General features: G+C 65.2%; 27 protein-coding genes. 12 read left to right on the forward strand and 15 right to left on the reverse strand.

All coding sequences use genetic code 11. The features are described 5' to 3' along the window. Both NA5_RS17270 and NA5_RS17275 read left to right on the forward strand, forming a co-directional pair. A partial coding sequence (locus NA5_RS17270; RefSeq protein ID WP_245672268.1) for an amidase family protein occupies positions 1-850 on the forward strand: 850 nt, incomplete at its 5' end. 60 nt (positions 851-910) lie between these two features. After that, positions 911-1,480 (forward strand): DJ-1/PfpI family protein, encoded by a 570-nt coding sequence (locus NA5_RS17275; RefSeq protein WP_157110476.1) that lies wholly within the window; start codon positions 911-913, stop codon positions 1,478-1,480. Between the two features lie 121 nt (positions 1,481-1,601). Here the strand turns inward: NA5_RS17275 and NA5_RS17280 are convergent, their stop codons facing one another. Next, positions 1,602-2,522 (reverse strand): EamA family transporter, encoded by a 921-nt coding sequence (locus NA5_RS17280; protein WP_084484209.1) that lies wholly within the window; start codon positions 2,520-2,522, stop codon positions 1,602-1,604. Between the two features lie 240 nt (positions 2,523-2,762). Between NA5_RS17280 and NA5_RS17285 the strand changes: the two genes are divergently transcribed. Next, positions 2,763-3,266: an Lrp/AsnC family transcriptional regulator gene (locus tag NA5_RS17285; RefSeq protein ID WP_245672276.1), complete on the forward strand. Its 504-nt coding sequence runs from the start codon at positions 2,763-2,765 to the stop codon at positions 3,264-3,266. Here the strand turns inward: NA5_RS17285 and ald are convergent. Both ald and NA5_RS17295 read right to left on the reverse strand, forming a co-directional pair. Continuing rightward, complete coding sequence (gene ald, locus NA5_RS17290) at positions 3,263-4,369, reverse strand: alanine dehydrogenase (protein WP_062987234.1); 1,107 nt, start codon at positions 4,367-4,369, stop codon at positions 3,263-3,265. The two genes, NA5_RS17285 and ald, sit on opposite strands and share 4 nt — an antisense overlap. Before the next feature lie 255 nt (positions 4,370-4,624). Further along, positions 4,625-5,596, reverse strand: a complete 972-nt coding sequence (locus NA5_RS17295; protein WP_218020110.1) for a LysR family transcriptional regulator — start codon at positions 5,594-5,596, stop codon at positions 4,625-4,627. 119 nt (positions 5,597-5,715) lie between these two features. Here NA5_RS17295 and NA5_RS17300 point away from each other — a divergent pair, with 119 nt between their 5' ends. Both NA5_RS17300 and NA5_RS17305 read left to right on the forward strand, forming a co-directional pair. After that, the gene (locus NA5_RS17300) at positions 5,716-7,026 is read left to right on the forward strand and encodes an FAD-binding oxidoreductase (RefSeq protein ID WP_062987236.1); all 1,311 of its coding nucleotides are present in this window, start codon (positions 5,716-5,718) and stop codon (positions 7,024-7,026) included. A gap of 36 nt (positions 7,027-7,062) precedes the next feature. Then, a complete protein-coding gene (locus NA5_RS17305) occupies positions 7,063-7,512 on the forward strand; it encodes a DUF4267 domain-containing protein (RefSeq protein WP_084484211.1) in 450 nt (149 codons plus the stop codon). A 72-nt stretch (positions 7,513-7,584) separates the two neighbouring features. Here NA5_RS17305 and NA5_RS17310 read toward each other — a convergent pair whose 3' ends face one another. After that, positions 7,585-8,322 carry a PP2C family protein-serine/threonine phosphatase gene (locus tag NA5_RS17310; RefSeq protein WP_157110477.1) on the reverse strand — a complete coding sequence of 246 codons (738 nt, stop codon included), beginning with the start codon at positions 8,320-8,322 and terminating at the stop codon, positions 7,585-7,587. 168 nt (positions 8,323-8,490) lie between these two features. Here NA5_RS17310 and NA5_RS17315 point away from each other — a divergent pair, with 168 nt between their 5' ends. Further along, positions 8,491-9,315, forward strand: coding sequence for a class I SAM-dependent methyltransferase (locus NA5_RS17315; protein ID WP_062987238.1), 825 nt, complete (start codon positions 8,491-8,493; stop codon positions 9,313-9,315). A gap of 81 nt (positions 9,316-9,396) precedes the next feature. Next, a complete protein-coding gene (locus NA5_RS17320) occupies positions 9,397-9,588 on the forward strand; it encodes a hypothetical protein (RefSeq protein ID WP_062987240.1) in 192 nt (63 codons plus the stop codon). A gap of 26 nt (positions 9,589-9,614) precedes the next feature. On the opposite strand, the gene NA5_RS17325 is transcribed toward NA5_RS17320, so the two are convergent. Further along, on the reverse strand, positions 9,615-10,007 hold the full coding sequence (locus tag NA5_RS17325; protein ID WP_062987242.1) for a hypothetical protein: 393 nt from the start codon (positions 10,005-10,007) through the stop codon (positions 9,615-9,617). A 103-nt stretch (positions 10,008-10,110) separates the two neighbouring features. Between NA5_RS17325 and NA5_RS17330 the strand changes: the two genes are divergently transcribed. Next, entirely contained in the window at positions 10,111-10,962 is an 852-nt protein-coding gene (locus NA5_RS17330) for an alpha/beta fold hydrolase (RefSeq protein ID WP_062987244.1), read from the forward strand. A 12-nt stretch (positions 10,963-10,974) separates the two neighbouring features. On the opposite strand, the gene NA5_RS17335 is transcribed toward NA5_RS17330, so the two are convergent. Beyond that, positions 10,975-12,186: an FAD-dependent monooxygenase gene (locus tag NA5_RS17335; RefSeq protein ID WP_062987246.1), complete on the reverse strand. Its 1,212-nt coding sequence runs from the start codon at positions 12,184-12,186 to the stop codon at positions 10,975-10,977. Positions 12,187-12,281: 95 nt separating this feature from the next. Here NA5_RS17335 and NA5_RS17340 point away from each other — a divergent pair, with 95 nt between their 5' ends. Continuing rightward, the gene (locus NA5_RS17340; RefSeq protein WP_062987248.1) at positions 12,282-13,031 is read left to right on the forward strand and encodes a TetR family transcriptional regulator; all 750 of its coding nucleotides are present in this window, start codon (positions 12,282-12,284) and stop codon (positions 13,029-13,031) included. 186 nt (positions 13,032-13,217) lie between these two features. Here NA5_RS17340 and NA5_RS17345 read toward each other — a convergent pair whose 3' ends face one another. Both NA5_RS17345 and NA5_RS17350 read right to left on the reverse strand, forming a co-directional pair. After that, the gene (locus NA5_RS17345) at positions 13,218-13,691 is read right to left on the reverse strand and encodes a YybH family protein (protein ID WP_062987510.1); all 474 of its coding nucleotides are present in this window, start codon (positions 13,689-13,691) and stop codon (positions 13,218-13,220) included. 76 nt (positions 13,692-13,767) lie between these two features. Continuing rightward, positions 13,768-14,346 carry an NADPH-dependent FMN reductase gene (locus NA5_RS17350; RefSeq protein ID WP_062987249.1) on the reverse strand — a complete coding sequence of 193 codons (579 nt, stop codon included), beginning with the start codon at positions 14,344-14,346 and terminating at the stop codon, positions 13,768-13,770. 131 nt (positions 14,347-14,477) lie between these two features. On the opposite strand from NA5_RS17350, the gene sigJ reads away from it, so the two are divergent. Beyond that, a complete protein-coding gene (sigJ, locus tag NA5_RS17355) occupies positions 14,478-15,368 on the forward strand; it encodes an RNA polymerase sigma factor SigJ (protein ID WP_062987251.1) in 891 nt (296 codons plus the stop codon). 35 nt (positions 15,369-15,403) lie between these two features. Here sigJ and NA5_RS17360 read toward each other — a convergent pair whose 3' ends face one another. Further along, on the reverse strand, positions 15,404-16,216 hold the full coding sequence (locus tag NA5_RS17360) for a class I SAM-dependent methyltransferase (RefSeq protein WP_062987253.1): 813 nt from the start codon (positions 16,214-16,216) through the stop codon (positions 15,404-15,406). 122 nt (positions 16,217-16,338) lie between these two features. Between NA5_RS17360 and NA5_RS17365 the strand changes: the two genes are divergently transcribed. Next, entirely contained in the window at positions 16,339-16,944 is a 606-nt protein-coding gene (locus NA5_RS17365; protein WP_062987255.1) for a TetR/AcrR family transcriptional regulator, read from the forward strand. 182 nt (positions 16,945-17,126) lie between these two features. Then, positions 17,127-18,071 carry a pyridoxamine 5'-phosphate oxidase family protein gene (locus tag NA5_RS17370; RefSeq protein WP_062987257.1) on the forward strand — a complete coding sequence of 315 codons (945 nt, stop codon included), beginning with the start codon at positions 17,127-17,129 and terminating at the stop codon, positions 18,069-18,071. A gap of 63 nt (positions 18,072-18,134) precedes the next feature. Here the strand turns inward: NA5_RS17370 and NA5_RS17375 are convergent, their stop codons facing one another. Genes NA5_RS17375 through NA5_RS17400 form a run of 6 tightly spaced genes read right to left on the reverse strand, consistent with a single transcriptional unit; the run spans position 18,135 to position 23,402 of the window. Then, positions 18,135-19,355, reverse strand: coding sequence for a cytochrome P450 family protein (locus tag NA5_RS17375; RefSeq protein WP_062987259.1), 1,221 nt, complete (start codon positions 19,353-19,355; stop codon positions 18,135-18,137). A gap of 8 nt (positions 19,356-19,363) precedes the next feature. Continuing rightward, entirely contained in the window at positions 19,364-20,572 is a 1,209-nt protein-coding gene (locus NA5_RS17380; protein ID WP_245672269.1) for a cytochrome P450, read from the reverse strand. A gap of 44 nt (positions 20,573-20,616) precedes the next feature. Continuing rightward, positions 20,617-21,222 (reverse strand): GTP-binding protein, encoded by a 606-nt coding sequence (locus NA5_RS17385; protein WP_040689533.1) that lies wholly within the window; start codon positions 21,220-21,222, stop codon positions 20,617-20,619. Next, positions 21,197-21,547, reverse strand: a complete 351-nt coding sequence (locus NA5_RS17390; RefSeq protein WP_063037917.1) for a DUF742 domain-containing protein — start codon at positions 21,545-21,547, stop codon at positions 21,197-21,199. The genes NA5_RS17385 and NA5_RS17390 overlap by 26 nt, the downstream gene beginning before the upstream one ends. Beyond that, positions 21,544-21,972: a roadblock/LC7 domain-containing protein gene (locus tag NA5_RS17395; protein WP_062987265.1), complete on the reverse strand. Its 429-nt coding sequence runs from the start codon at positions 21,970-21,972 to the stop codon at positions 21,544-21,546. Before NA5_RS17395 ends, NA5_RS17390 begins: the two co-directional genes overlap by 4 nt. Further along, positions 21,972-23,402, reverse strand: a complete 1,431-nt coding sequence (locus NA5_RS17400; protein WP_062987267.1) for an ATP-binding protein — start codon at positions 23,400-23,402, stop codon at positions 21,972-21,974. Before NA5_RS17400 ends, NA5_RS17395 begins: the two co-directional genes overlap by 1 nt. Positions 23,403-23,426: the final 24 nt, after the last annotated feature.

A 23,426-nucleotide genomic window follows, 5' to 3' on the forward strand; every position in this document is an offset into this window, starting at 1 on the left:
TCCGTCCGCCTGCTGTGGACTCTTCGGCCTGAAAACCCAGCGCGGACGGATACCGACCGCACCGAACGCACATCTGTGGTGGGCATTGGGCGTCATCGGACCGCTCACCCGAAGCGTGCTGGATTCGGCGATCGTCTACGACGTCATCCGCGGGGCCACACCGACCGACCGCTTCCATGCCCCCGATCCGATGCTGTCGTTCGAGGAGGCCGCGCGGCGCACCCCGACCGCCCTGCGCATCGGCTACAGCACGAAATCACAGACGATGCTCGCGAAAGCGGTTCCCGAACATGTGCGCGCGGTGCACGACACCGCCGAACTCCTTGCCCAACTGGGCCATACGGTCGTCGAGATCGATCCGGGCTATCCCGATTTCACCTTCGCCTTCTATCCGCAGTTCTATGGCGGTGTGCGCGCGGAGATCCCACTCATCGACCATCCGGAGCGGCTCGAACGCCGTACTCGCCAAAACCTCGCGCTCGGTTTCTGGGCACGCCGGCCGGTCGTCGAATGGGCCATGCGCCGCGGTGCGGCCTTGGCACGCAAGGCCGATCGCATCTTCGACCAGTGTGATCTGCTGCTGACCCCCACGATCGCGCACCGCCCGCCGCGGGTCGGTGTCCTCGACAATGCGGATCCGATCCGCGCACAACTCGCCTCGGTCCCCATGGTCGCCTTCACCGGATTCTGGAATGTGACCGGCCATCCGGCCGCCGCACTGCCCGCGGGTATCGCGGCCGATGGGCTCCCGCTGTCGGTCCAGCTGGTCGGACCGGCGAATGGTGAGACCACCATCCTCTCCGTTGCCGCCCAACTCGAAAAGATCCGGCCGCACCCCCGCCCCGCGTAGCCCGAAAGCCCCTGCCAGCGCGGCCGTTGTCGATAAAATTCGCACCGGAGGTGATGTGCCGTGACAAGCGTATTGCTGATCACCGGAGACGCGGCCGAAGACCTGGAGGTCATGTACCCGTACCAGCGGCTGCTCGAGGAGGGGTACGAGGTCGAAGTGGCCGCCCCGACCGCCAAGAAGCTGCAGTTCGTGGTGCACGATTTCGTCGACGGTTTCGACACCTATACCGAGAAACCCGGACACACCTGGCCCGCCGATATCGCGCTGGCCGACGTCGATCCGAGTCGGTACGCGGCGTTGGTGCTGCCCGGTGGACGGGCGCCGGAGTATCTGCGCGGCGATGCGCAGTGCCGCAGGGTCGTCAAACATTTCGTCGACGAGGACAAACCGATCGCGGCGCTGTGCCATGGTCCATTGATCCTGCTTGCCGTGGGCGCGCTGAACGGTCGTTCGTCGAGCGCCTACCCGGCGCTGGCGCCGGACCTGAATGCCGTTGGCGCGCAATGGGAAGACAGTCCGGCCCAGGTCGACGGCAATATCGTGACCGGTCGCGCCTGGCCGGACCATCCGCAGTGGATGCGCGCGTTCTTGGAGGTGTTGCGGGCCAAAGCACCCGCACCCGGTCAGTAAGCCCTCGCCTGGTTTACCCGAGTGCTCGCCGAACTCTGCACTCCGTCGGCAAGGTGCTCGACGCCGCCGAATCCGCACTGGCCCAAGCGAATCATAGCCCGGCGGCGTCGCGCACCAGCCGTCAGCGGTCGCGCGCGCCGAGCGTCAGGAGTGCGAGACCCAGTGCGAGCACGGCAAATCCGCACCACGACACGATCGGCAACCGCTCACCGACGACGACCACACCGAGCACCGCGGCCACGGCGGGTTCGGCGAGGGTCAATGTCGTCGCCACCTGCGCGGTCGTATGCCGCAGGCCGTAGCCGAACAGGCGGTAGGCGACGAAGGTGGTGAACACCGCGAGATGCAGCGCCACCGCGATGCCGCGACCGGTGTGCAGCCAGAATGTGTTGGTGCACAGCACAACCGGCAGCACCAGCAATCCGGCAATGCCGAACATCGTGCCCATCACCGCATTCGACGAATGGCCGTGCGCGATGAGTCTTCCGCCGATGAGCGAGTAGACCGCGTAGGTGAGTCCACCGAATGCGGCGAGCACGATGCCGAGCAGATCGACCGGTGCGGCACCGCCCGTCACTTCGGGTCCGAGCACCAGGACAGCGCAGCCGAGTACCGCCGCCGCGGTCGCACCGACCCACCGCTGGGTCGGCTTACCCTGTCCGGATACCCAGGCCAACAGCCCGGCGAAAACGGGCGCACTACCGAGCGCGATCACCGTGGCAACGGCCACACCCGTCCGCGCCACAGCGGGATAGAAGGTCACCGGATACCCCGCCACCGCCAACGCCCCGACGACAACCAGCCACCACTCGCCGCGCGTGCACCGCAACCGCGTACCGGTGGACAAGAACAACAACAGACCACCGAGCACCAGCCCGGCAGATCCGATCGCCGCGGCGGGCGCACCCGCGGGAGCCAGTGAACTGGCGGTTCCGGTGCTGCCCCACAGCACCGCCGCAGTCAGGATGGGAACCGGACCGCTGAATGCGCGGACATCCGAATGCTCAACCGCAACAACATCTTTGATATCAGACAAGGACATGCACTTCCGTCATCGAATTCGACAGGGATTCGAAACGGGCGCACGACATCACCTCGAGACTGCCCTCGTGGGACAGCCCGGACCGCGAATCAGGAATTCAGCAGGTGCGCCCGATCAGGCGCACGGCGGCGGCGTAACGGCATGCCAGTAGATATCCACGCGACGATCCTAGCGCAATGACCGGCCCTGGATCGAATGATCTTCGATACAGTTGGCCTGGTGAGGAAGATTGATTCGCCGATCGGACCGGCGGTCGGTGCCGCGCGGACCGCGCCCGGTCCGGCGGTGCAGTTGGATGATATCGACCGGATTCTGCTCGATCAGCTCGCACGGGACGGGCGCATGACCAACAGCGCGCTCGCCGATGTCGCGGGTATCGCACCGTCGACCTGTCTGGGGCGGGTCCGATCGCTGGTGGAGCGCGGGGTGATTCGCGGATTCCACGCCGATATCGATCCGGCCGCGCTCGGCCGGAATCTGCAGGCCATGATCGCGGTCCGGGTACAGGCCAACGCACGTCCGCACCTCGCCGAGTTCGGGGAGCAATTGGCCGTACTCGACGAGGTGCTGAACGTGTATTTCATCGCCGGTGCCGACGATTACCTGATCCATGTCGCCACGGCCGACACCGAGGGACTTCGGGTCTTCGTGCTGGAACACCTGAGCGCACATCCCGCGGTCGCCTCCACCGAGACGATCCTCATCTTCGAACACGTGCGCCCGCGAACCAGCCCGATGAGTTAGGCGGCCAACCTCTCGGCGGCGTAATTGTGCGCGGCCGCAACCGATTCGGACAGCAGCTGGCCGTTGTGCGTGCTCAGACCGGCGGCCAGGCCCGCATCCGCGGCGACCGCATCGCGCCAGCCGCGCTCGGCGAGCGAAATCGCGTACGGCAGTGTGGCATTGGTGAGTGCGACGGTCGAGGTGTACGGCACCGCGCCGGGCATGTTGGCGACGCAGTAGAAGACCGAATTGTGCACCCGATAGGTCGGCTCGGCATGGGTGGTCGGACGCGAATCCGCGAAGCAACCGCCCTGATCGATGGCGATATCGACCAGCACCGAACCCGGCTTCATCTGTGCGACAAGGTCATTGGACACCAGCGTCGGCGCCTTCGCGCCGGGTACCAGCACCGCGCCGATCACCAGATCCGCCTCCCGGACCAGACTCTCCACCTCGAAGCTGTTGGAGATGATGGTCCGCACCTGCCCGCGGTACTGCTCGTCCAGCGCACGCAGGCGCGCGATATTCAGATCCAGCACGGTCACATCCGCGTGCATACCGACCGCGACCGCGATCGCATTGCTCCCCGAAACACCGCCGCCGAGCACGACGACCTTGGCCGGACGCGCACCAGGCACACCACCCATCAGCACGCCGCGGCCACCGCCGCTGCGCATCAGGTGATACGCACCGGCCTGCGGCGCCAGCCGTCCGGCGACCTCGCTCATCGGGGCGAGCAGCGGCAGCGATCCGTCCTTACCGGTGACGGTCTCGTAGGCGATCGAGGTGATTCCGGCGTTCAGCAGCGCGTCGGTGCACTCCTTGGATGCCGCCAGATGCAGGTAGGTGAACAGCACCTGCCCCTGCCGCATGCGCGAATACTCCTCGGCCACCGGCTCTTTCACCTTGAGCACCAATTCCGCGGTGCCCCAGACCTCATCGGCGGTATCCAGCACCCGCGCCCCGACGGCCGCATACGCCATATCCTCGAACGCCGACCCCTGACCGGCACCGGCCTCGACATACACCTCGTGCCCGCGCGAAACCAGTTCGTGCACACCGGCGGGTGTGCACGCCACCCGGTACTCATGGTTCTTGACCTCGCGGGGAATTCCGATCTTCATCAACACTCCTGTACGTCGATCCAGCGGATTGGCGACATGTGATCGGTTCGATCACCTCAGTGTCAGTATGAAGATCATGCAAGATCAGGTCCATATTGGTGAAGATACTTCTGTAATTCAGAACTTGCGCATCGCGATATTCATATTCGCAGATCTGTGAGACTGCTGATCCGAAACATATTCGGAGCCTGGGACCAACGCCCCGGGATCTGACCGATCGCCCTGAGCGCGCATTGCTGACGGCCGTACGACAATTCACCTGGATCCGGCTCGTTGATCTTCCGCGGCCTGCGCTGGCGGCGAGCAGTTCGGTCTCGCGAGCTCGGTTGTGGCGGTAGCGGCCAGATCTCGGATCAGATCGGTTTCGCCGCCTCGGCGCCAGATCAACGCCCAGCGTGCGGGTGGCGCGTCCGGCATGGGTATGTAGGCCACGTCCGGTCGGGAGTAGTGGAGCATCGCGTGGGCGTGGACGGGCGTGATGGCCTTACCCGCCGCTACGAGCAGGATCATGTCTTGAAAGTTGTCCGCGTGGGCGACTCGCGGGATGGCGCGGCCGCTGGGGCTTGCGAAGGGCACCGCCGCGCTCTGCCAGTAGTCGGGTGGCCGATTGCCGGGGTCGGAGCTGGTGGTCCCGAAAACGCCGTAGTCCGCGAGGTCTTCGTAGGATGCCGATTCATGTTCTGCCAGTGGGTGATCCGAGGCGACGAGCAGCATGAATGGTTCCTCGTAGAGGACCGGGCCGACCACCAGATCGGGTTCCTCGACGGGCAGCCAGCTCACCAGTATGTCGATCTCGTCGGCGCGTAGCGCCCCGAACGGATTGCCGAAATGCACATGCTCGATCTGCAGGCTGCAGTTCGGATGCCGGGTCTGGAAGGCTTTGAGCAGTGGCCGGATGTCCTCGAGGCTACTGCTGGTGACACCGATCCGCAGCAGACCCGTCTCACCGTAACGGGCTGCTCGCGCTGCCCTGCCCAGGCTCGCCCTGAGGTCACGGTAGTTGGCCTGCAGGTCGTCGCGGAGCCGTCGTCCGACGAAGGTCAGCGCCACAGTGCGACTGGATCGTTCGAACAGCCTCCCGCCGACCTGGCCTTCCAGCTTCCGAATCACCTGACTGACCCGGGCCTGCGAGATGTGCAACCGCTCGGCGGTGCGACCGAAGTGCAGCTCCGCGGACAGCGTCAGAAAGATCTCGATGTCGCGCAGGTCGATCTCGCGCGGATCCATACGGTTTTCCCATCAATAAAGTCAGCTTATCTGATCATACGCAATTGCACGTTGATCTATTCCCGCCGCCGCCCGATGCTGAAGAGGTCGGAGACACACACCATCAACGGAAGTGAAATATGCTGTCCCACAACCGATTACGGTCCATCACACGCGGCAGAGTATTGCTACCCGGGGACGACGGGTTCGACGCGGCACGCCTGCCGTGGAACTTGACTGTCGAACAGCCGGTCGCAGCGGTGGTTCATGCCGAGGATGCGGCGGATATCGCCGCTGTGGTCGACTATGCGCGCCGCGCTGGCCTGTCCGTCACCGCGCAACCCAATGGCCACGGCGCCTCCGGCAATACTTCGGGCGCCATCCTGGTGCGCACTCGTCACCTCGACCGAGTCGAGATAGATCCTGCGCGACGGCGCGCACGGGTTGGCGCAGGAGTCAACTGGGGGCAGGTGCTGACGGTGGCCGCCCCATACGGCCTGACCGGACTGGCTGGCAGTTCCCCGGCGGTCAGCGTCGTCGGATACACCCTGGGCGGAGGAATGTCGTGGTTCGGCCGCAAACACGGGTGGGCGGCCGACAGCGTCCAGTCCTTCGACATCGTCGACGCCGATGGTCGGCCGGTCCACGTGACCGCTGATACCGATCCCGAGCTGTTCTGGGGATTGCGCGGCGGCGGTGGAGATTTCGCGTTCGTGACGGCGATGGAGTTCGATCTGTTCCCGGCCCCGTCCCTGTACGGCGGTCTGGTCGTCTGGCCCGCCGAGCGGACCACCGCCGTGCGCGACGCTTTCCTCGACATCACCGAACACGCACCACCGGAGCTGACGGTCTGGATCAATCGCCTGCAGCTCCCGCAGGCGCCGCCCATGATCGCGGTCATTGCCGCTTATCTGGGTTCGCCGGACCGCGGGCGGGAGTTGTTGCGCCGCTTGGATTCCGTCGGTGCGGTCATCGCGGACACGCGCCGGGAACTGTCCCCGGCCGAATTGGGCGCCATCGTCAACGAGCCGACCGAACCGGGCCCCAGCCTGATCCAGACCGAACTGCTCACCGTCCTCGACGAAACCGCCGCCGAGATCCTGCTGACCGACCCGATCGATTCGCTGATGGGCATCCAGATCCGGCAACTGGGCGGGGCTCTGGCCGAGCCCACTCACGGCGCGAATCCGCCCTTCGATGAAGCATATGCACTCTACCTGCAGGCTTCCGGTGCCGACTCCGACACATCGGCCGACGTTCGCGCCACCCAGAAGCGCCTCCTCGCTGATCTCGGCCCACGGATCAGCGGGCGTAAGCCCTACACCGCCCTCACCGCGGGCGACACCACCTCGCAGGTGTTCACCGCCGACACCCTGGCCAGGTTGCGAGATCTCAAGCGCGCCCGCGATCCCCACTCGGTGTTCCGCGCCAACTTCCCGATCCTGCACTGACCGTTCCACCTTCACCGAGAAAGAATGAATAGACCTATGCTTCAGCAAGATTCGGCCCGAACCCCCCTATCACGCCGTGAAACCGGCACCGGCACCAGCCGTCTCGCCACCGCGCTGTCCCTGATCGGAGGGGCGTTCATCCTCTTCATCGGCGTCGGCTACCTCATAGCGCCGCAATCGATGGCACCCAGTTTCGGGCTACCGGCCACCCCCGAAGGCGCGGCCGCCGCCTTCCTGAACGTCAAGGGGGTCCGGGACACCGTCACCGGCTTGATCATCCTGACCCTGCTTGTAACCCGCCAACGCCGGGCGCTCGCCATCGCGACCCTCACCATCGCGCTGGTCCCGGCCGGGGACATGCTGACCATTCTCGTGCGGAACGGCTCTACGGCAACCGCCCTCAGCGTCCACGGCGTTACTGCGGCCCTCGTCGCAGCCACCGGCTTCCTACTGCTGCGCGAGACCCGGCCCCGCACAAGCCGCTGATCGGTGGATGTGGACCGCGTCGGACCGTTCGATGCCGAGCGCCGACGCGGCACGGTCATTCAGGAAACGGGATCAGCGGCAGTCCACAACGAGTGCGGTCGCGTTATCGGTGCTACCGGCTTGTAATGCGTTGTCCACCAAGGTTTCCGCGCAATTGGCAGCGGTTTCGCCCGCGACGAGTATCGACTTGATGGCGACCATGTCGAGCCGCTTGTGCACACCGTCGGTGCTCAACAGCAGCCTGCCCCGGCTCGATCCGGTGGCGGCGCGGCCGATGACCTCCGGACTCGCGGTGCGGGTGGAGGTGGTGACGAGGTGATCCATCCGGTTCGCCGGGCGAATCCCCCTGGCGCGCATGAACTCAGCGACGGTGTGGTCGGTGGTTATCTGATGCAGCACCCGACCGTTCCAGCGGTAGGCGCGACAGTCGCCGACCCAGGCGATATCGCAGGCGCCGTCGGGCTGATCGGCCGCGGGCAGCACGGCGATCACCAGCACACTGTCGGCTTGCTCCTCCGGGAATTCACGCAGCAACTCCTGTTGGGCCGCGACCACACCGGCAAGCGCGCCGTTGCCCGCACCGATCCGCGCGGCGACCGAGGCCGCGGTCCGCGCCGCCCTGGCCGCGGGCAGATTGTCGCCGACCCCATCGGCAACAACGAATGCGGTGCGCCCGACGGCGGGGTCGGTGTAGGTGGCGAAGGCGTCCGCATTGAGCGAACGCCGCCCACGGGTGCTCACCACACCGGGCGTGATGCCGAGCCTTTCCGGCTCGGAGCGGACGATGGCGATCGAAGCGGTTGTCTGCAAGGTCTGACCTCCTCGGGCTGGACCTGCCCCCTCGCTGCCGATCCGCACAACTCTGTGACTCCAGTGAACCTCGATTTTCCGTGTACCGTGCCAAAATTACGTGAGGGAATCCTGTGAATCCTCGGCGCATCCGCCGTTGGGGTCCCGCTCCCGAAATACGATGGGTCCGTGGACAGCGACGACGGCCTGGATCAGCTGCTTGCGAACCGCGGAAACTGGGATGCCCGTGCCCCGATTCACGCGGCCAGCGACTTCTATCGCGATCGCGATTCGTCGTACTGGTTCGCACCCTTCGAATGGGACGTCCTCGGTGACGTGCGCGACCGCGATGTGCTGCATCTCCAGTGCCATCTCGGCACGGAGACAATCGAATTCGCCAAGCGCGGAGCGACGGCGGTCGGTCTCGACTTCTCCCCAGCATCGATTCGGCACGCTCGAGAACTCGCCGCCGATGCCGTCGAGTATGTGTGCGCCGATGTATATGATGCGCCGAATGCGGTGGGGCACAGGCAATTCGATATCGTCTACACCGGCAAGGGCGCGCTCTGTTATCTGCCCGACCTGCCACGCTGGGCGTCGGTACTCGCCGAACTGCTGCGCCCAGGCGGCCTGGTGTACATCGTCGAATTCCACCCGCTGCTGCACTCCCTCGGACCAACGCCACCAGCCGGGGTCGATCCGGATTCGCTTGTCCTGCACGATGATTACCTCGAAGGACGTGGCGCTCAGCGGCGGGTCAGCGACCATACATACACCGACGGTCCGGCATTGACCAGCGACACCACGGTTTACGAGTGGCGCCACGGGCTCGGCGAGGTGATCAGTGCCCTGATCGGCGCGGGCCTGCGCATTACCGATCTCACCGAAACCGAGATGTTGCCGTGGCCGCGCTGGTCCCGCATGACCCGCACCGACAACGGCTGGTTCCGGCTCCCTCCGCCGGACCCGATCCTCCCGCTGTTGTACGGATTGGCGGCCACCAAACCGGCCTAGCCGCAGCGTTTCCCGCAGCTTTGCTACGCGATAGCCACCGCACTCTTTACACTGCGACGATCCACATCGAGGGAGCGTCGAGTGTCCACTACCGTTCAGGTCTTGTTCGTTGTCGTCGCCGTGCTCGTCGGCATCATCGTCGCGGTGATTTCCGGAATCCTCTCCAAGGTCAGCGGCTCGCCCGCGGGCATCGTGATCCGCGACGGCGGCGTCGCCTTCGCGGGTACGGCCGGTCTGACCCTGCTACTACTCAAGGCTATCGGGGTGCTCTGAGCACCCCGAGGCCGAATAGCCTGATTTCAGCTGCCGAACACGAGGCAAGCGAAGCCGACGTGTACGCCGGTGCCGACTCGGACGTCCACCGTCCCGATGGGCGTGACATCCGGGGCCTGCACGGCGCTGAGCGTATGCGGGCCGGTGGTCTTCGGGATCCAGGTCAGCAGGGCGATGCCGCCCTGCGGGCGGACCACACCGAACAGCACGCCGTTGTCGTAGAAGGAGACGAGTTCGGCCGCGTTGTTCACATAGGCCTCAGCGGTGGCCGGACAGTCGGTGCCGTAGTTGGTCGCCAAGCCGAAGTTCGAATCCGGCATCACCCCAACTCTGGTCACCGCGGCATTCGCCGTCGGCGCGGTCCAGGCCAGTGCGGCGAGCGCGGTGCCGAGTACGGTCGTGATCGTTCGGTAGCTCATGATTCGGTCCTCGTCCTACGGTGCCGAGTTGCAAGCGCAGATCATAGACCGATCACGGCGGTCCTCCACGAACCGCGCTAGAACGTGTTCTAACGTGTCGGGTATGGACGTGACATACGAAGGCACGAAACGGGAGCTCGCCACCGATCAGGGCGTGCTGCGCTATCACGAGGCGGGCGACGGGCCGCCGCTGTTACTGCTGCACGGCTCCGGGATCGGCGTGAACGGGTGGCGTAACTATCGCGGGAATCTCGCGGTCTTCGCCGAGCACTTCCACTGCTACATCCTCGAATTTCCCGGATTCGGCGTGAGCGACCCGGTGGACGGACATCCCGTGCTGACCGCGGGCGCGGCGGTTTTGCGGTTCATGGACGGGCTCGGCATCGAGTCGGCGGCCATGGTCGGCAATTCGATGGGTGGTGTCGTCGCGGCGAATCTGGCGATTCAGCATCCGCAGCGGGTGCGCAAGCTGGTCACCATCGGCGGGATCGGTCCGAATATCTTCAGCTCCAGTCCGAGCGAAGGGATTCGGCTGCTGCAGGAATTCGCCGACAAACCCGATCGGGACAAGCTGCTGCGCTGGTTACGTGCCATGGTCTACGATCCCGCGGTGATCACCGATGAGATCATCGAGGAGCGCTGGGCGGCCGCGCAGCATCCGGACACCCAGAAGACCGCCGCCATGATGTACGGCTCGGCCGCATGGGCCATGCAGCAGAAATTCCTGGCGAATTCGAATACGCCGCCCTATTGGTCCATGCTGCACAAGGTACAGTGCCCGACCCTGCTCACCTGGGGACTGGACGACCGGGTCAGTCCGCCGGATATGGCCCTGGTGCCGATGCGGCAGATTCCCAATGCCGAACTGCATGTGTTCCCGAACAGCGGGCACTGGGTCATGATCGAGGCCAAGTCCGCCTTCGAACGCGCCACCCTGGAATTCCTCCGGCGCTGAGCTCAGCGGTCCCTACGCCGGACGGCATGTCTTGGCAGTGACCGGAATCTCCGGATACTCCGGCAAGGACTCGTTCGTCTTCGGCGCCATGATGCGTTCCATACCTGCCAAGGACTCCAGCACGGGAAGTCGCGTCAAGGTATTCCGAATTGCCATGCCCCAGTGGGTTTTCGGCACCATCAGCCGCAGGTTCGGTCCGATTTGCTGTTTGCGGTCGACCAGTGCGCGGTGGCTCTGCTCGTAGCGGCGAAAACCGGTGCGGTAGTCGCCCTTCGCGGCGGCGAGCGCTCCGGCGAGCCGGTATGCGCCGACGAGGGCGAGTTCGGCACCGGCTCCGGAAGCGGGTGAGGCGCAATAGGCGGCGTCACCGACCAGGGCGATGCGGCCGGTCGACCAGGAATCCATCCGGACCTGGCCGAGGGAGTCGAAATACAAGTCCGGGTCGGCGAGCGCGCCGTCGAGCAGTTGTGCCACGTGCCATGCGGATTCCGTGCCGAAACGGTCGGTCAGCACCGCGCGGGCCGCGGCGGCATCGCGCGGATCGAGGTCGAGCAGTGGGCTGCGGAACATGAAGTACGCCTTGGCCTGTGCGTGCCTGCCGGAACGGTAGATGCCTGCCATCGCGCCCGGGGTGTTGTAGACGCTGACCCACCGGTCGGGTCCGAGCGCGGCATCGGCGTTGCCGAAGGCGAAGTAGTGGTCGAGGTGGCGGACGAAATCCGATTCCGGACCGAAGGCCAGGCGGCGCACCGTGGAGTGCAGGCCGTCCGCACCGATGACCAGGTCGAACCTCCGTTGCGCAGCGCGTTCGAACGTGACGGTGACGCCGTGGTCATCCTCATCGAGGGCCCGAATCGAATCGCCGAACAGGTATTCCACATCGGTATTGCCGTCATGCAGGATCCGCACCAGATCGCCGCGCATGATCTCCACCTCGGCACTGCCGTACTTGTCCTTGATCTTCTGCATATCCACCTGGGCGACGGGATCACCGATGGCGTTCACGAAACGCATACCGGCGACATCGGCGGCCGCCGAACGGATCTGCGCCATGATGCCCATGCGCTCGGCGACTTCGATCGCTTGATCCCGCACGTCCACCCCTTGGCCACCGACGCGCAGCCCGGCCGCGCGCTCGACGATGGTCGGCTGAAAGCCGTGCCGCACAAGCCAATACGCCAGTGTCTGTCCGGCGATGCTCGCACCGGAGATCAGAATCCGCATTGCCCGCTCCTTGTCTCGAAAATATCTGACCGTTGGTCAGTGAGATGACTGTATGACGCTGACCAACGGTCAGTCAAGCGGTAGGATCGGTCACCATGGCCGACGATTCGCGTGCCCGCATCCTGCGGACCGCGCTCGACCTGTTCGCCGAGCGCGGATACCACACGGTTTCCGTGCGCGAGATCGCCGAACAGGTCGGGCTGACGAAAACCGCTGTGCTCTATCACTTCCCGAGTAAGAGCGATATCGTCGCCGCGCTCGTCGAGCCGCTGCTGGTCGACAGCGAAGCGGTGCTCACGGCAGCGGCACGCGGGCGGGACGCGCAGGCGCGGCGCTGGTCGGTGGTGGCCGGACTGCTGGAGGTATGGCTCTCACATGGTCAGCTATTGCGGATGCAGATGCAGGACCAGGCATTATCCGCCGACGAGGCAACCTTCGCGCGATTGCGGACCATCGCGCTGTCGGCACAGGAACTGATTGCCGGGCCGCGTGCCGATTTCACCACCCGAGTGCGGGCCGCGCAGGTCTATGCGGCACTGAGCGATCCGGTGGTCATCTTCGCCGACCGGCCCGCCGACGAGTTGCGCGAGGCGATTCTCGATGGCACCCGGCGATTACTCGGCGATTCGGCCGCCCACAGTGATCCCGTCCCCCTACCGGCCGCGGCGGTCCCCACCACCAGCCCGAACCGTCGAGGCCGCCCCGGCGCGATGACCTCGGAAATGATCGAATCCGCCCGCCGCATGCGCGATTCCGGCCGTCCGATCGAGGAGATCGCCGCCGAGTTCGACGTCTCGCGCGCCACGCTCTACCGGCATTTGAGCAAGCAGACTGGCAAATTATGAGATTCTTTTCGAGACGTTCGAGGTACCGCGCTTCGTGTGCGCTGAGCGGACTCCGTACCTCAGCCACAGCCGCCGCGCTGACACTCGTCGTGTGAGCGCGGCGACCGGTTGCGGAAGAAATGCGATCGGAACCCCCAGGTAGCGGTGAGCAGCTCCATGGCCGCAGCCCGCCCGCGATGTCCCGGCTCAGGGTACGAGGTCGGCCACTCCTCTGCCGGTCGAAATGTCGAACGGCACGGAGACCTGGTCGTGCGTGATCACCCAATTGCCGTCGACCTTCCGGAAGCCGAAGGTGACCCGGACCCACATACCGCTCGTCGCCGTTCCGTTCTTCAGCGTGCCGCTGAGACGACCGAAGCCGTGCCCGAATGCCACATCATCGCCCACCGTGAGTGTCAGGTCGCGAACCTCATAACTCACATCTTCGAAGACCATGAACACCTTCGCCCAGTTCTCCAATTTCGCGGCAATACCGACATGCTGCAGCGGCGGCTCGACGTCGAAGGACACGACATCGGCCGTGTACAGCTGTCTCAGGGCCTCGAGATCCTTTTCCCGGATTCCCGCGACTATCTTGTCGACGTGCCGCGCGATCTCGGCTTCATCGACCTCGCGTTGCGTAGGTGTGGCTGTACCAACTTCGGATTCGTTCGAAGTCATCGGACTCTCCATTCAAGAAATTTCTGACCGCAAGACGGTCCTTCGTGGTTTCGAAAGTGATTCGCCGGTGACGGTCTCAGCCGACAGTGACCGGCGACTCGGCGCGCAGCGGCGCGAGTGCGGTGCTCCAGGCGATGACCTGATCCAGCGTCTTGTTCAGCGCGGCGACATGGTGGTCACGCGGTGTGAAGGTCGCGTGGTTCTCGAAATCGGTGAGCACCGAGATCGCGACCTGATAGCCCACGTCGGCCATGCCCAGCGTGCCGCAGACCGTCCGCAGCTGCACGACGGCGCGGGCGCCGCCGCTCACGCCGTAGGAGACGAATCCGACCGCCTTGTCGGTCCATTCCGCGCACAGGTGGTCGATGGCGTTCTTCAGCACCCCGGGAACACCACCGTTGTATTCCGGTGTCACCAACACGAAGCCGTCGAACGGGGCGATCCGCTCGGCCCAGGCGCGGGTGTGTTCGTGCACCGACGGGCCGAACATCGGCGGCGCGGGCTCGTCAAGATGCGGTAGCGGGTGCTCGCGCAGATCGATCAGTTCGAACTCGGCGTCGCCGCGCTGCGCTGCCGTGTCCAGAACCCACTGGGCGACCTGCGGGCCTTTGCGGTTGGGCCGGGTACTGCCGAGGATGATGCCGATTCTGATCATGTTCCGAACTCCTGCTTTGCTGACAGTGTCGACCTTCCGACGACACAGCCGTCCGGAATGTCAGGCCGCCTCACATTTCGGTGCGCTGATTCGTCGATTTCGGTGAGGGACACAGACCGAAGGAGCCGACAATGACCGACCCGCACCTGCCCGAGGTGATCAGCGAACGCCGTCAGCTGCTCAATCTCGCCTACCGGCTGCTCGGCTCTCTCGCCGAGGCCGAGGATGTGGTGCAGGAGACCTACGCGCGCTGGTACGCACTGTCCGAGCAGCAGCGGCGGGAGGTGGCGGCCCCCGGCGCGTGGCTGACGACGGTCGCCAGCCGGATCTGTCTCGATCTGCTCGGCTCGGCACGCGCCAGGCGGGAACGCTATGTGGGCGAATGGATTCCGGAGCCGGTACCCGGGCATTCCGAATGGTTTGGTGGTCCCGTTCCGGCCGATCCCGCCGACCGGGTCACTCTCGACGAGTCGATCAGTATGGCCTTCCTCGTGGTACTGGATTCCATGACACCGGCCGAACGGGTGGCGTTCGTCTTGCACGATGTCTTCCGCTACTCCTTCGCAGAGGTATCCGGCATCGTCGGGCGCAGTCCCGCGGCTTGTCGCCAGCTCGCCTCCTCAGCCCGCCGCCGCATCCGCACCTCGCAGAGTCCGCCACCAACCCAACGCGCCGAAGTGGTCCGGGACTTCAAACGGGCCTGGGAGACGCGAGATATCCAGGCTCTGATCGGCCTGCTCGATCCGCAGGCGACCGCGACGGCCGACAGCGGCGGCCTGGCTCCAGCCTTCCTCCACCCGATCACCGGCGGCGAGCAGATCGCCCGCGCCTGGATCGATATCGCCGCCCGCGCCCCCGAGATCGTGCTGCTGGAGCGCACGGTGAACGGCCAACCCGGCCTGGTGGCTCAGCTCGCCGACACCATCGTGTCGGTCTACGCCTTCGACATCGAAGACGACCGGATCACCCGCATCTGGGCCATCCGAAACCCGGAGAAACTGCGGCCTTGGACAACCCGCTGACTGCTCGATGGGACCAGGATGTCCCGCGTGGCCGATTACCGCACCGCGCGGGCGATAACCTGAACGGCCCGGAGGCTGCCGTCAGCCAAACCGCGGGTCAGGTTCTCGGCCTTCTCGGCGAAGTTCGGGACGAAGGCATGCAGCCCAATGGGATCTGGTGGCGAGTCCAGTATCGCCCGCATGGTCGCGGCCGCTTGTTCGGTGCGGTCATTGCACTGCTCGATCACGAAACCCGCTGTCTCGATTGCCCCGCACAACGCATTGGAAGTCACCAGATGGCTCTGTTCCGGTCGCTCGGCCCATGGCAACGGATAGCCCGGGTCGCCACCGGAACCCGCGGTGATATCCCAGATCGCGAGTAGGCCGCCCGCGACCAGGACCCGGCGGGCCTCTCGGTAGAGCAGGTCCTTGTCGGCCACATTCATCTGCACGTGCTGGCTGAAGGTCACATCGAAACTGTCGTCGGCGAAGGGCAGCGCGGTGACGTCGGCTCGGTGCACCGCGATCCGATCTCGCAGTCCGACAAGCTCATTGAGCCATTCGGCGGTATCGCAATAGTCGGTGGTCAGATCCACGGTGGTCACCGGGCAACCGCATCGGTCCGCGATGAAACGGGCGGTCCCGCCGATCCCGCTGCCGGCGTCGAGCACCCGGCTGCGCTGCGTGAGACCGGTCAGCTCCACCAGTTGATACGTGGCGATGCGACCCATGGTGTGAAAGTCCTCGACCAACGCGATATCTTCGAGCCGGAGTCTGCCGAGGTCCCTGCCCGCGGCGATCAGGGCGCGTTCGATGCCGAGCCGGGAGATGCCGGTCGCATAAGGGATGTCGATCGAAATATCTTTCATTCCAGCCCTTTTCGGTATACGACAACAAACCGACCAGGAAAGTAACCACTGGTCACATATTCGAGTATGCGACCCCGATGTGACCGCTGTCAACATGTCGGTCGATATGCGATCCTGTCGGCATGAGCAAGCCCTACCACCACGGCGCGCTGCGCTCAGCCCTCATCGAGGCAGGCGTGGCGTTGGCACGGGACGGCGGACCGGACCGGGTGATTCTGCGTGAAGTCGCCCGCACGGCCGGGGTTTCGCATTCGGCGGCCTACCGCCATTTCGCCGACCGCGAGGCACTGCTCGCCGAAGTGGCGGGCCACGCCCGCGGCGAGCTTGCCGCCGAGATGAGTCGCCGCATCGCCCGCACCCGTGACCCACGCCGACGGCTGCAAGCGGTCGGCACCGCATACATCGATTTCGCACTGAACCAGCCCGGGCTGTTCCGCACGGCATTCGGCGTGCACGCCGAACCCGCCGCCTCGCTCGAACCGCAGACCGGCAGCACCAACCCCTACGGAATCCTCGGCCGCGTACTCGATCAGGCGCAGTCGGCCGGACTACTCCACCCCGAACGCAGACCCGGCGCGGAAATCGCCGCTTGGTCGGCGGTCCACGGGCTGGCCTGTCTGCTGATCGACGGCCCGCTACCGGCCGATCCAGCCGCCATCGAATTCGCGGTCGGGCGGGTGCACGACCTCATCGACCGAGGACTGCTCGATCGGCAGCCGGACATCTAGCGGATGCGCGCACAGCCGTGCTGTCCCGACTACCCCGGCCCTCGACATTCTCGAACAGGATGAATGGACCTGGTGCCCGCGGCTGGGCCGTCGGCACGCGAATCGCGGTCCGGAGCAACAGAATCGCCGCCGATTGCGCATATGCGATATGACGGCTCGGCAAGGGGACTACTCTGCCGCGCATGGCAGTTACCTGGCCGGACGAAATCGATGATGTGTTGCGTGGTGATCTCACCGCTGGATTGGCCTATATCACTCCGGCCGGTGGGGCGGTGGTGACCGCGGTATCGCCGATCGGGATGCGGAACCGGGAGTTGGGGACGGTCGGGTTCACGACCTCGCTCGGGTTCGGACGCAAACTGGAGCGGATCAAACGGGAGCCGAAGGTCGCGCTCGCCTATCACGCGCGTGAGCATGGTCTGGGTGATCAACACAATCAGAGCTTCGTACTGGTGCAGGGCATCGCAAGTTTCGACGCCGAGCCGGATCAGGAGGCCCTCGATCGACTCGGCGAGCAAGCAACGCCATATTTGGGCGCACCGCGACGCGGCCGCTTCTGGGACCGCTGGCTCAGCGCCTATTACACCGACAGAGTTGTGGTGACGGTCGCGGTCACCCGGATCATCGTCTGGCCGAATCTGGATGCGACCGGCGAACCCGAGGTCTTCGGCGAACCGCTGCCCACCACTGCTGACTCACAGAAGCCGCCCGCCAAAGGCACCGGCCCCCGGATCGACAGCGCCAAGGCCACCGCACGCGCAACGAAACTGCCGCACTGCCTGCTCGCCTACCGCCAGTCCGACGGCTATCCGGCCGTGGTTCCCGTGCACGTCACCGGGTCGAGCGAGGCGGGCGTAAAGCTCACAGTCCCAGCGGAAGTCGCCCAGGGCGACCGCCGCGCCGGGCTGCTCGCCCACACCTACCGCCCACAACTCGTCGGCCTCGAATGCCGCCAGCACACCGGCTGGATCGAAATCGACGGCACCGACGCGACCTACGCACCGCACACCGAATCCGGATTCATCGCACCCCCGAACAAGACACTGCTGTTGCTGGCCAACGGATTGATGGCCAGGCGCGGACTGGCTCGAGCCCGAAAACAAGGCCGCATCGACGCCATCAGCTGACCCGGGAAAGGCACGAACCCCCTCCCGATCGAAATCGGAAGGGGGCCCGGTTTTTCAGGTGGACTAATTCAGTGTAACCGGCAGCCTGGCATGCCCATTGGAGATGAAGCTGACCACCGTCCCCAACTCGGACGGATCCGCCGCCAGCCGCATATTCGGAAAGCGCGCGAAGATCGCGGGCAACGACACCAGCGCCTCGAGCCGCGCCAACGGCGCACCGAGGCAATGGTGCACGCCGTATCCGAAAGCCAAGTGGTCCTTATTGTCTCGGGCCACATCGAATTGATCGGCGGTATCGCCGTGCACTTTCGGATCACGGTTGGCGGCCGCGTACGAGGCGAGAATCGGATCACCCTTGGCGATATGCACCCCGTCGATCTCGATATCGTCGACCGCGAACCGCAGCGGCAGATGGGCGACCGGCGCCTCGAACCGCAGCGCCTCCTCGACCAGATCGGCCCAGCTGGCCCGTTCCTCGATCACCGCGGCGCGCTGCTCCGCATCGGTCAGCAACGCGAAGATCGCCTGGTCGAGCAGGTTGACGGTGGTCTCGTGCCCGGCACTGATGACGAGCAACAGCGTGTCGATCAACTCCTGCTCGGTGAGCTGGGATCCGTCGTCCTCGTCGCGGTGTGAGATCAGCAGACTCGTCATATCGTCGCCGGGGTGGTCGCGCCGATACGCCACCAATTCACCGAGGATTCGATACATCTCCATGTAGTTCGCCTGCGACTCCTCCGGACCGAGCGAGGTGTCGAAGATACCGTCGACGCATGTGCGCAAGCCCGGATTGAGTTCTTCGGGCACACCCATCAATTCGGAAATGACCTGAATCGGCAGCGGATACGCGAAACCCTCACGCAGATCGACCGATTCGCCCACTGGCGTCTTCGCGAGTTCGGCGAGCAGTTCCTCGGTGATCCGCTCGATCCGCCCGCGCATCGCCTCGGTGCGCCGATGGGTGAACGCGGGCGCGACCAACTTGCGCAGCCGCTTGTGGTCCGCACCGTAGGCGGTGAACATATTGTTCACCGCGACCCACAGGAAAAGCGGCCAGTCCTGCGGGATCTCGCCATTGATGAAGGCAGGCCAGTGCTGGCTCGCATCCTTGGAAACCCGCGCATCGACAAGCAACTTCTTGAGCAGCCCGGCATCGGTTACCGACCAGGCCCGCACACCGCCGGGCAATTCCACCAGCGCCACCGGACCACGCTCGCGAAGGCGTGCGGATTCGCCCTGGATATCGGTTCCCGTCAGATCCAGGGTAATAGGTTGTTGCGCCACAGAACTCCTTAAAGCATGGCTAGCGGAGGGGATTTGGGAAAGGTGACGGGCAGGGACACCAGGGCCCGATGGAACGGTCCCGGGCGCCAGCTGAGTTGTTCGGGCTCTATCGCCAAACGCATTTCGGGGAGTGCGTCGAGCAGTTGGTCGATGGCGTCCTGGACGATGAGATAGGCCACCGACCGCGCCGGGCAGGAATGTGGGCCCACACTCCACGCCAGATGCGAACGGTTGGGCCCGAATTCGCTCACCCCGACGGCGGGATCATTATTGCATCCGGACATACTGATGACGACCGGCTGGTGAGCGGGTAGCCAGACGCCGTCGATGAGAATCGGCTGTCTCGGATAGGAGACGCAGTAGTTCGCCATCGGTGGGTCGGTGAAAAGCACTTCGTCGAGTGCGTCCCGGGTGGAAAGACTTCCACCGTGCACGTTGCCCGCGAACCGGTCGTCGGTCATCATCAGCAGCAGTGTGTTGGTGATCAGATTCTGCTGCGGTTCGATACCCGCGCCGTAGATGGTGACGAGCTGGTGGATCATCTCCTCGTCCGAGAGCACGGTCGGATGCGCGATCAGCCGCGAGGTGATGTCGTCACCGGGAACGCTGCGCTTCTGCGTGACGAGTTCGAACAGCGCGTCGGTGAGCATCGCATTGCCCTTGTCGGCGTTGATGCCCTCGAAGATCGCCGCCATCCCGGTGGCGACCTGCTGGCCGATCTCCGCCGGGCAGCCGAGCATCACATTCAGCACCTGGAAGCTGAGCGGAAATGCGTACTGGCTGATCAGGTCGGCCGCGCCGTCACCGCAGAAGGCATTGATCAGCGGGACGGCGACCTTTTCCACCACGGCATGCAATGCGTGCAGATCGATTTCGCCGAGACTCGCCGCATTCGCCTGCCGATAGCGCAAATGCTCGTTTCCCGCGCTGCGCAAGGCATTCGGACGCCATTCCAGCATCGGCAGGACCGGGCATTCGCCGGGAATATCCTGCTGCCAGGTGCGTGGATCCGCCGGAAAGTGGTCGGGATCGTTGAGGATTCGTACGGCGGTGTGATAGCCGATCACCAAGGTGGCCGGTACACCCGGGGATAGGTCGACCGGTACCAGAGATCCGTACTGGCGGCGCATTTCCCGATACGCGCGGTGCGGATCTGCTGCGAACTCCTCGGAGTAGAGCGGTACGCGCGGGCCGTCGGTATCGATCGGCGACCCCAACGCGATAGGGCCGGGCTTTGTTGAATCACTGTGCAATGCGTCGGTTACTTCCGGGACTCCTGGCGATGGAATAGGAATTCGACGAGCGTGATCAGCGACCGCAGACAAGTGCTGCGCTGCCGCGCGTCGAGTGAAGTCAGCGGAGTATCCGGCGCGAGATCCAGTGCGTCCCGGATCTCTTCGAGCGGATAGCGCTTGGCGCCTTCGAACTGATTGACCGCGACCGAATACTGGACCCCGCGCTCCTCGAGCACGGACAGCACCTCGTCGGCCTTCTCGATGCGCCGGGTGTCCACCAGGACCAGGGCGCCGAGCGCACCGCGCGCCAACTCCTCCCACAGCGGGACGAAGCGCCGCTGCCCCGGCGTCCCGAACAGATACAGCGCGAGTGTGGGATTCAGCGTGATGCGGCCGAAATCCATCGCCACGGTCGTCTGCGATTTGCCGGGTAGCCCGGCCATATCGTCGACGCCGACACTGGCCTCGGTGATCGTCTCTTCCGTGCGCAGCGGCCGGATCTCCGAAACGCTGTTCACGAATGTCGTTTTGCCGACACCGAAATTGCCTGCAACCAAGAGCTTTACCGACCGGGTCACGGTCTCCGGCACATAGTCGACAGTGCGCTCAGGCCGGGAGAGCGCGGAGCCCATTGAGTACCTCCTCGAGCAGGGTGATCTCCGGCATGACTTCGGCCGGGGTCGGAGTAGCCAGGTGTTCGCTGTCCAGCAGATCGGCGACGACGATCTTCACCACGGACGGCGGTAGGTCGAGATAGGCGGCGATCTCGGCGATGGACAGGGCGCTGCGACGGCTGCACAGGTTCAGCACCTGGCGCGCATCGGGCGTCGCACCAGGTGCCGGATCTTTGGCGGCGACGACCAGGGTGACCAGGTCCAGCTCGCGACTGGGACGGATCCGCCCCCCGGTGCGCACATAGGCCCGGACCAAGTCGGGGTCTCGCCGGGACCTCGTCATGACGTCAAGCCGCCCTCAACCCTTCCGCGCGGCTGGGCGCCTAACTCGTGCCCGACCCGCCCGGCGAGTTCGTTCATGCGGTGCGCGACCAGACCGATATCGGTTTCGGGCGTCGTCGAAACACCGAGCAGTGCACCCTCGCCCGCCGCGGTGATGAGGATCATGCCCTGGTCGTATTCGGTCATGTTCTGGCGCACACCGTTGTCGAGGCCACCACAGAATTCACCGAGCGCCTTGCCTAGTGACCGCAGACCCGAGGCGGCCGCGGCGAAACGCTCGGCATCATCCTTGTTGACACCGTCGGAGTGCGCGATCCGCAGTCCGTCGTCGGACAGCAGCACCGCGAACCGGACGCCGGGAACGTTGCTGAGATCCTCGAGTAGCCAACCCAGCCTATTGCTGCTGTCGGTCACCGGTGTGCTCATCAGGATGACATCCCTTCGCTGTTATCGGAGGCAGCAGCCTCACGGCCGCTCTTGGAACCCATCTGCCAGGCGGAGGCGATTTCGGGACGAGCCTGTCCCGCTTCGGATTCGGTGCCGGTCTGAGCGGGTACCGAAGACACCGCCCGACGGCGTCGCTTGGGTAGGCCGCCACTGGTGATCTCGTGCACAGCGAACTCCTCGTTCTCGGCGGGTTGTTCGCCCACCCCGGCCAAGACCGGAACCGGGGATAATTCGAAGGGCTTATCCTCGGCGACAGCGGTCGGCACGGGTTCCGGGGCCGGGGTGACGGCGGGAACGGCCGGTTCGGCGTTGGCCACCGCGGTGACGAGCAGCGCCTCGGGGATGTAGACCATCGCCCGCATACCGCCGTAAACGTTCGGGCCATCGATGTAGACGGTGAATCCGTAGCGTCGGGCCAGTGCCGCGATGCCGGGGAAACCGACGCGCGGGGACGGGCCGAGCTGGTGGATGTCGATCGGACGCTCGTTGGCGAGTACCTGCCTGGCCTCCTCCATCTGCTCCGCGTTCATCCGCACACCGGCATCGTCGATGATGACGGTGACGCCGTGGTGGCCCTCCTGGAAGGTCACATCCACATACGACGTCGGCGGGGAGTAGCGCAGCGCGTTGTCGAGCAGCGTGGCCAGGGTGTGCACGAGCGGTTCCACCGCGCGGCTGATGACGATGCGGTCGAGCTGGTTGGCCCGCACCCGCAGGTAGTCACGCACACGCCCGATCGCGCCGCCGACCACATCGGTGAGCGACTGTGCGGGCCAGCGTCGACCCGGCAGACCACCACAGACGATCACATACGACTGCGCCTGCCGCAGCATCTGCTGCACGGTGTGGTCGATGCGGGTCAGGGTGGCGTAGACCTCGTCGTCGCGGTGCTCGCGCAGCGCGGCGCTCACCACCTGACTGACATCCGCGCCGAGGCTGACCACGGAGGTGCCGAAGGAGCGCACCGCCGCACTGGTCGCGGCCCGCGAGGCGGATTCGATCTCGGCGCGAGTGGCCTCCTCTGTCGCCTTGATCGCCTGCTGCGCCTTTTCCTCGGCCTCGCGCACCGCCTGCTCGTGCGCCTCCGACTGCACCATGCGCAGGTCATCGGCGTACCGCTCGGAAATCCATTGCAGGCACTGGACGAACCGGGAATTCTCCTGACCCGTCGGCACCTCGATGGCCGAAACCGGTGCCTCGAAGCGGCGCACCGCTTCGGTCATCGCCGGTAGTGTCTGCCCGGCGAAGTGCTCGAGGGTTTCCTCCTGCGCCCGATTCGCTCTATTGAGGGCGTCGGCGCGGATCTTCTGTTGTTTCGCGTACTGCGCTACATACAACGCCGCCGCCACGGCAATAATGAGAGCGGGGGCGAGGATCCATGAAAGCACCACGGCGATATCTTGATTCATCAGCTCTCTCGTCGTTGCGACAGC

It is taken from the genome of Nocardia anaemiae NBRC 100462, assembly GCF_001612725.1.
Lineage (GTDB): Bacteria > Actinomycetota > Actinomycetes > Mycobacteriales > Mycobacteriaceae > Nocardia > Nocardia anaemiae.

Excerpts from the sequence above, each read along its gene's own strand:
- NA5_RS17295 (WP_218020110.1), bottom strand. The coding sequence starts at position 5,596 with ATGGATCCGCGCGAGATCGACCTGCGCGACATCGAGATCTTTCTGACG.
- ald (WP_062987234.1), bottom strand. The coding sequence starts at position 4,369 with ATGAAGATCGGAATTCCCCGCGAGGTCAAGAACCATGAGTACCGGGTG.
- NA5_RS17390 (WP_063037917.1), bottom strand. The coding sequence starts at position 21,547 with ATGACGAGGTCCCGGCGAGACCCCGACTTGGTCCGGGCCTATGTGCGC.
- NA5_RS17350 (WP_062987249.1), bottom strand. The coding sequence starts at position 14,346 with ATGATCAGAATCGGCATCATCCTCGGCAGTACCCGGCCCAACCGCAAA.
- NA5_RS17325 (WP_062987242.1), bottom strand. The coding sequence starts at position 10,007 with ATGAGCTACCGAACGATCACGACCGTACTCGGCACCGCGCTCGCCGCA.
- NA5_RS17335 (WP_062987246.1), bottom strand. The coding sequence starts at position 12,186 with ATGCGGATTCTGATCTCCGGTGCGAGCATCGCCGGACAGACACTGGCG.
- NA5_RS17330 (WP_062987244.1), top strand. The coding sequence starts at position 10,111 with ATGGACGTGACATACGAAGGCACGAAACGGGAGCTCGCCACCGATCAG.
- NA5_RS17395 (WP_062987265.1), bottom strand. The coding sequence starts at position 21,972 with ATGAGCACACCGGTGACCGACAGCAGCAATAGGCTGGGTTGGCTACTC.
- NA5_RS17280 (WP_084484209.1), bottom strand. The coding sequence starts at position 2,522 with ATGTCCTTGTCTGATATCAAAGATGTTGTTGCGGTTGAGCATTCGGAT.
- NA5_RS17365 (WP_062987255.1), top strand. The coding sequence starts at position 16,339 with ATGAGCAAGCCCTACCACCACGGCGCGCTGCGCTCAGCCCTCATCGAG.
- NA5_RS17305 (WP_084484211.1), top strand. The coding sequence starts at position 7,063 with ATGCTTCAGCAAGATTCGGCCCGAACCCCCCTATCACGCCGTGAAACC.
- NA5_RS17360 (WP_062987253.1), bottom strand. The coding sequence starts at position 16,216 with ATGAAAGATATTTCGATCGACATCCCTTATGCGACCGGCATCTCCCGG.
- NA5_RS17400 (WP_062987267.1), bottom strand. The coding sequence starts at position 23,402 with ATGAATCAAGATATCGCCGTGGTGCTTTCATGGATCCTCGCCCCCGCT.
- NA5_RS17385 (WP_040689533.1), bottom strand. The coding sequence starts at position 21,222 with ATGGGCTCCGCGCTCTCCCGGCCTGAGCGCACTGTCGACTATGTGCCG.
- NA5_RS17340 (WP_062987248.1), top strand. The coding sequence starts at position 12,282 with ATGGCCGACGATTCGCGTGCCCGCATCCTGCGGACCGCGCTCGACCTG.
- NA5_RS17345 (WP_062987510.1), bottom strand. The coding sequence starts at position 13,691 with ATGACTTCGAACGAATCCGAAGTTGGTACAGCCACACCTACGCAACGC.
- NA5_RS17370 (WP_062987257.1), top strand. The coding sequence starts at position 17,127 with ATGGCAGTTACCTGGCCGGACGAAATCGATGATGTGTTGCGTGGTGAT.
- sigJ (WP_062987251.1), top strand. The coding sequence starts at position 14,478 with ATGACCGACCCGCACCTGCCCGAGGTGATCAGCGAACGCCGTCAGCTG.
- NA5_RS17300 (WP_062987236.1), top strand. The coding sequence starts at position 5,716 with ATGCTGTCCCACAACCGATTACGGTCCATCACACGCGGCAGAGTATTG.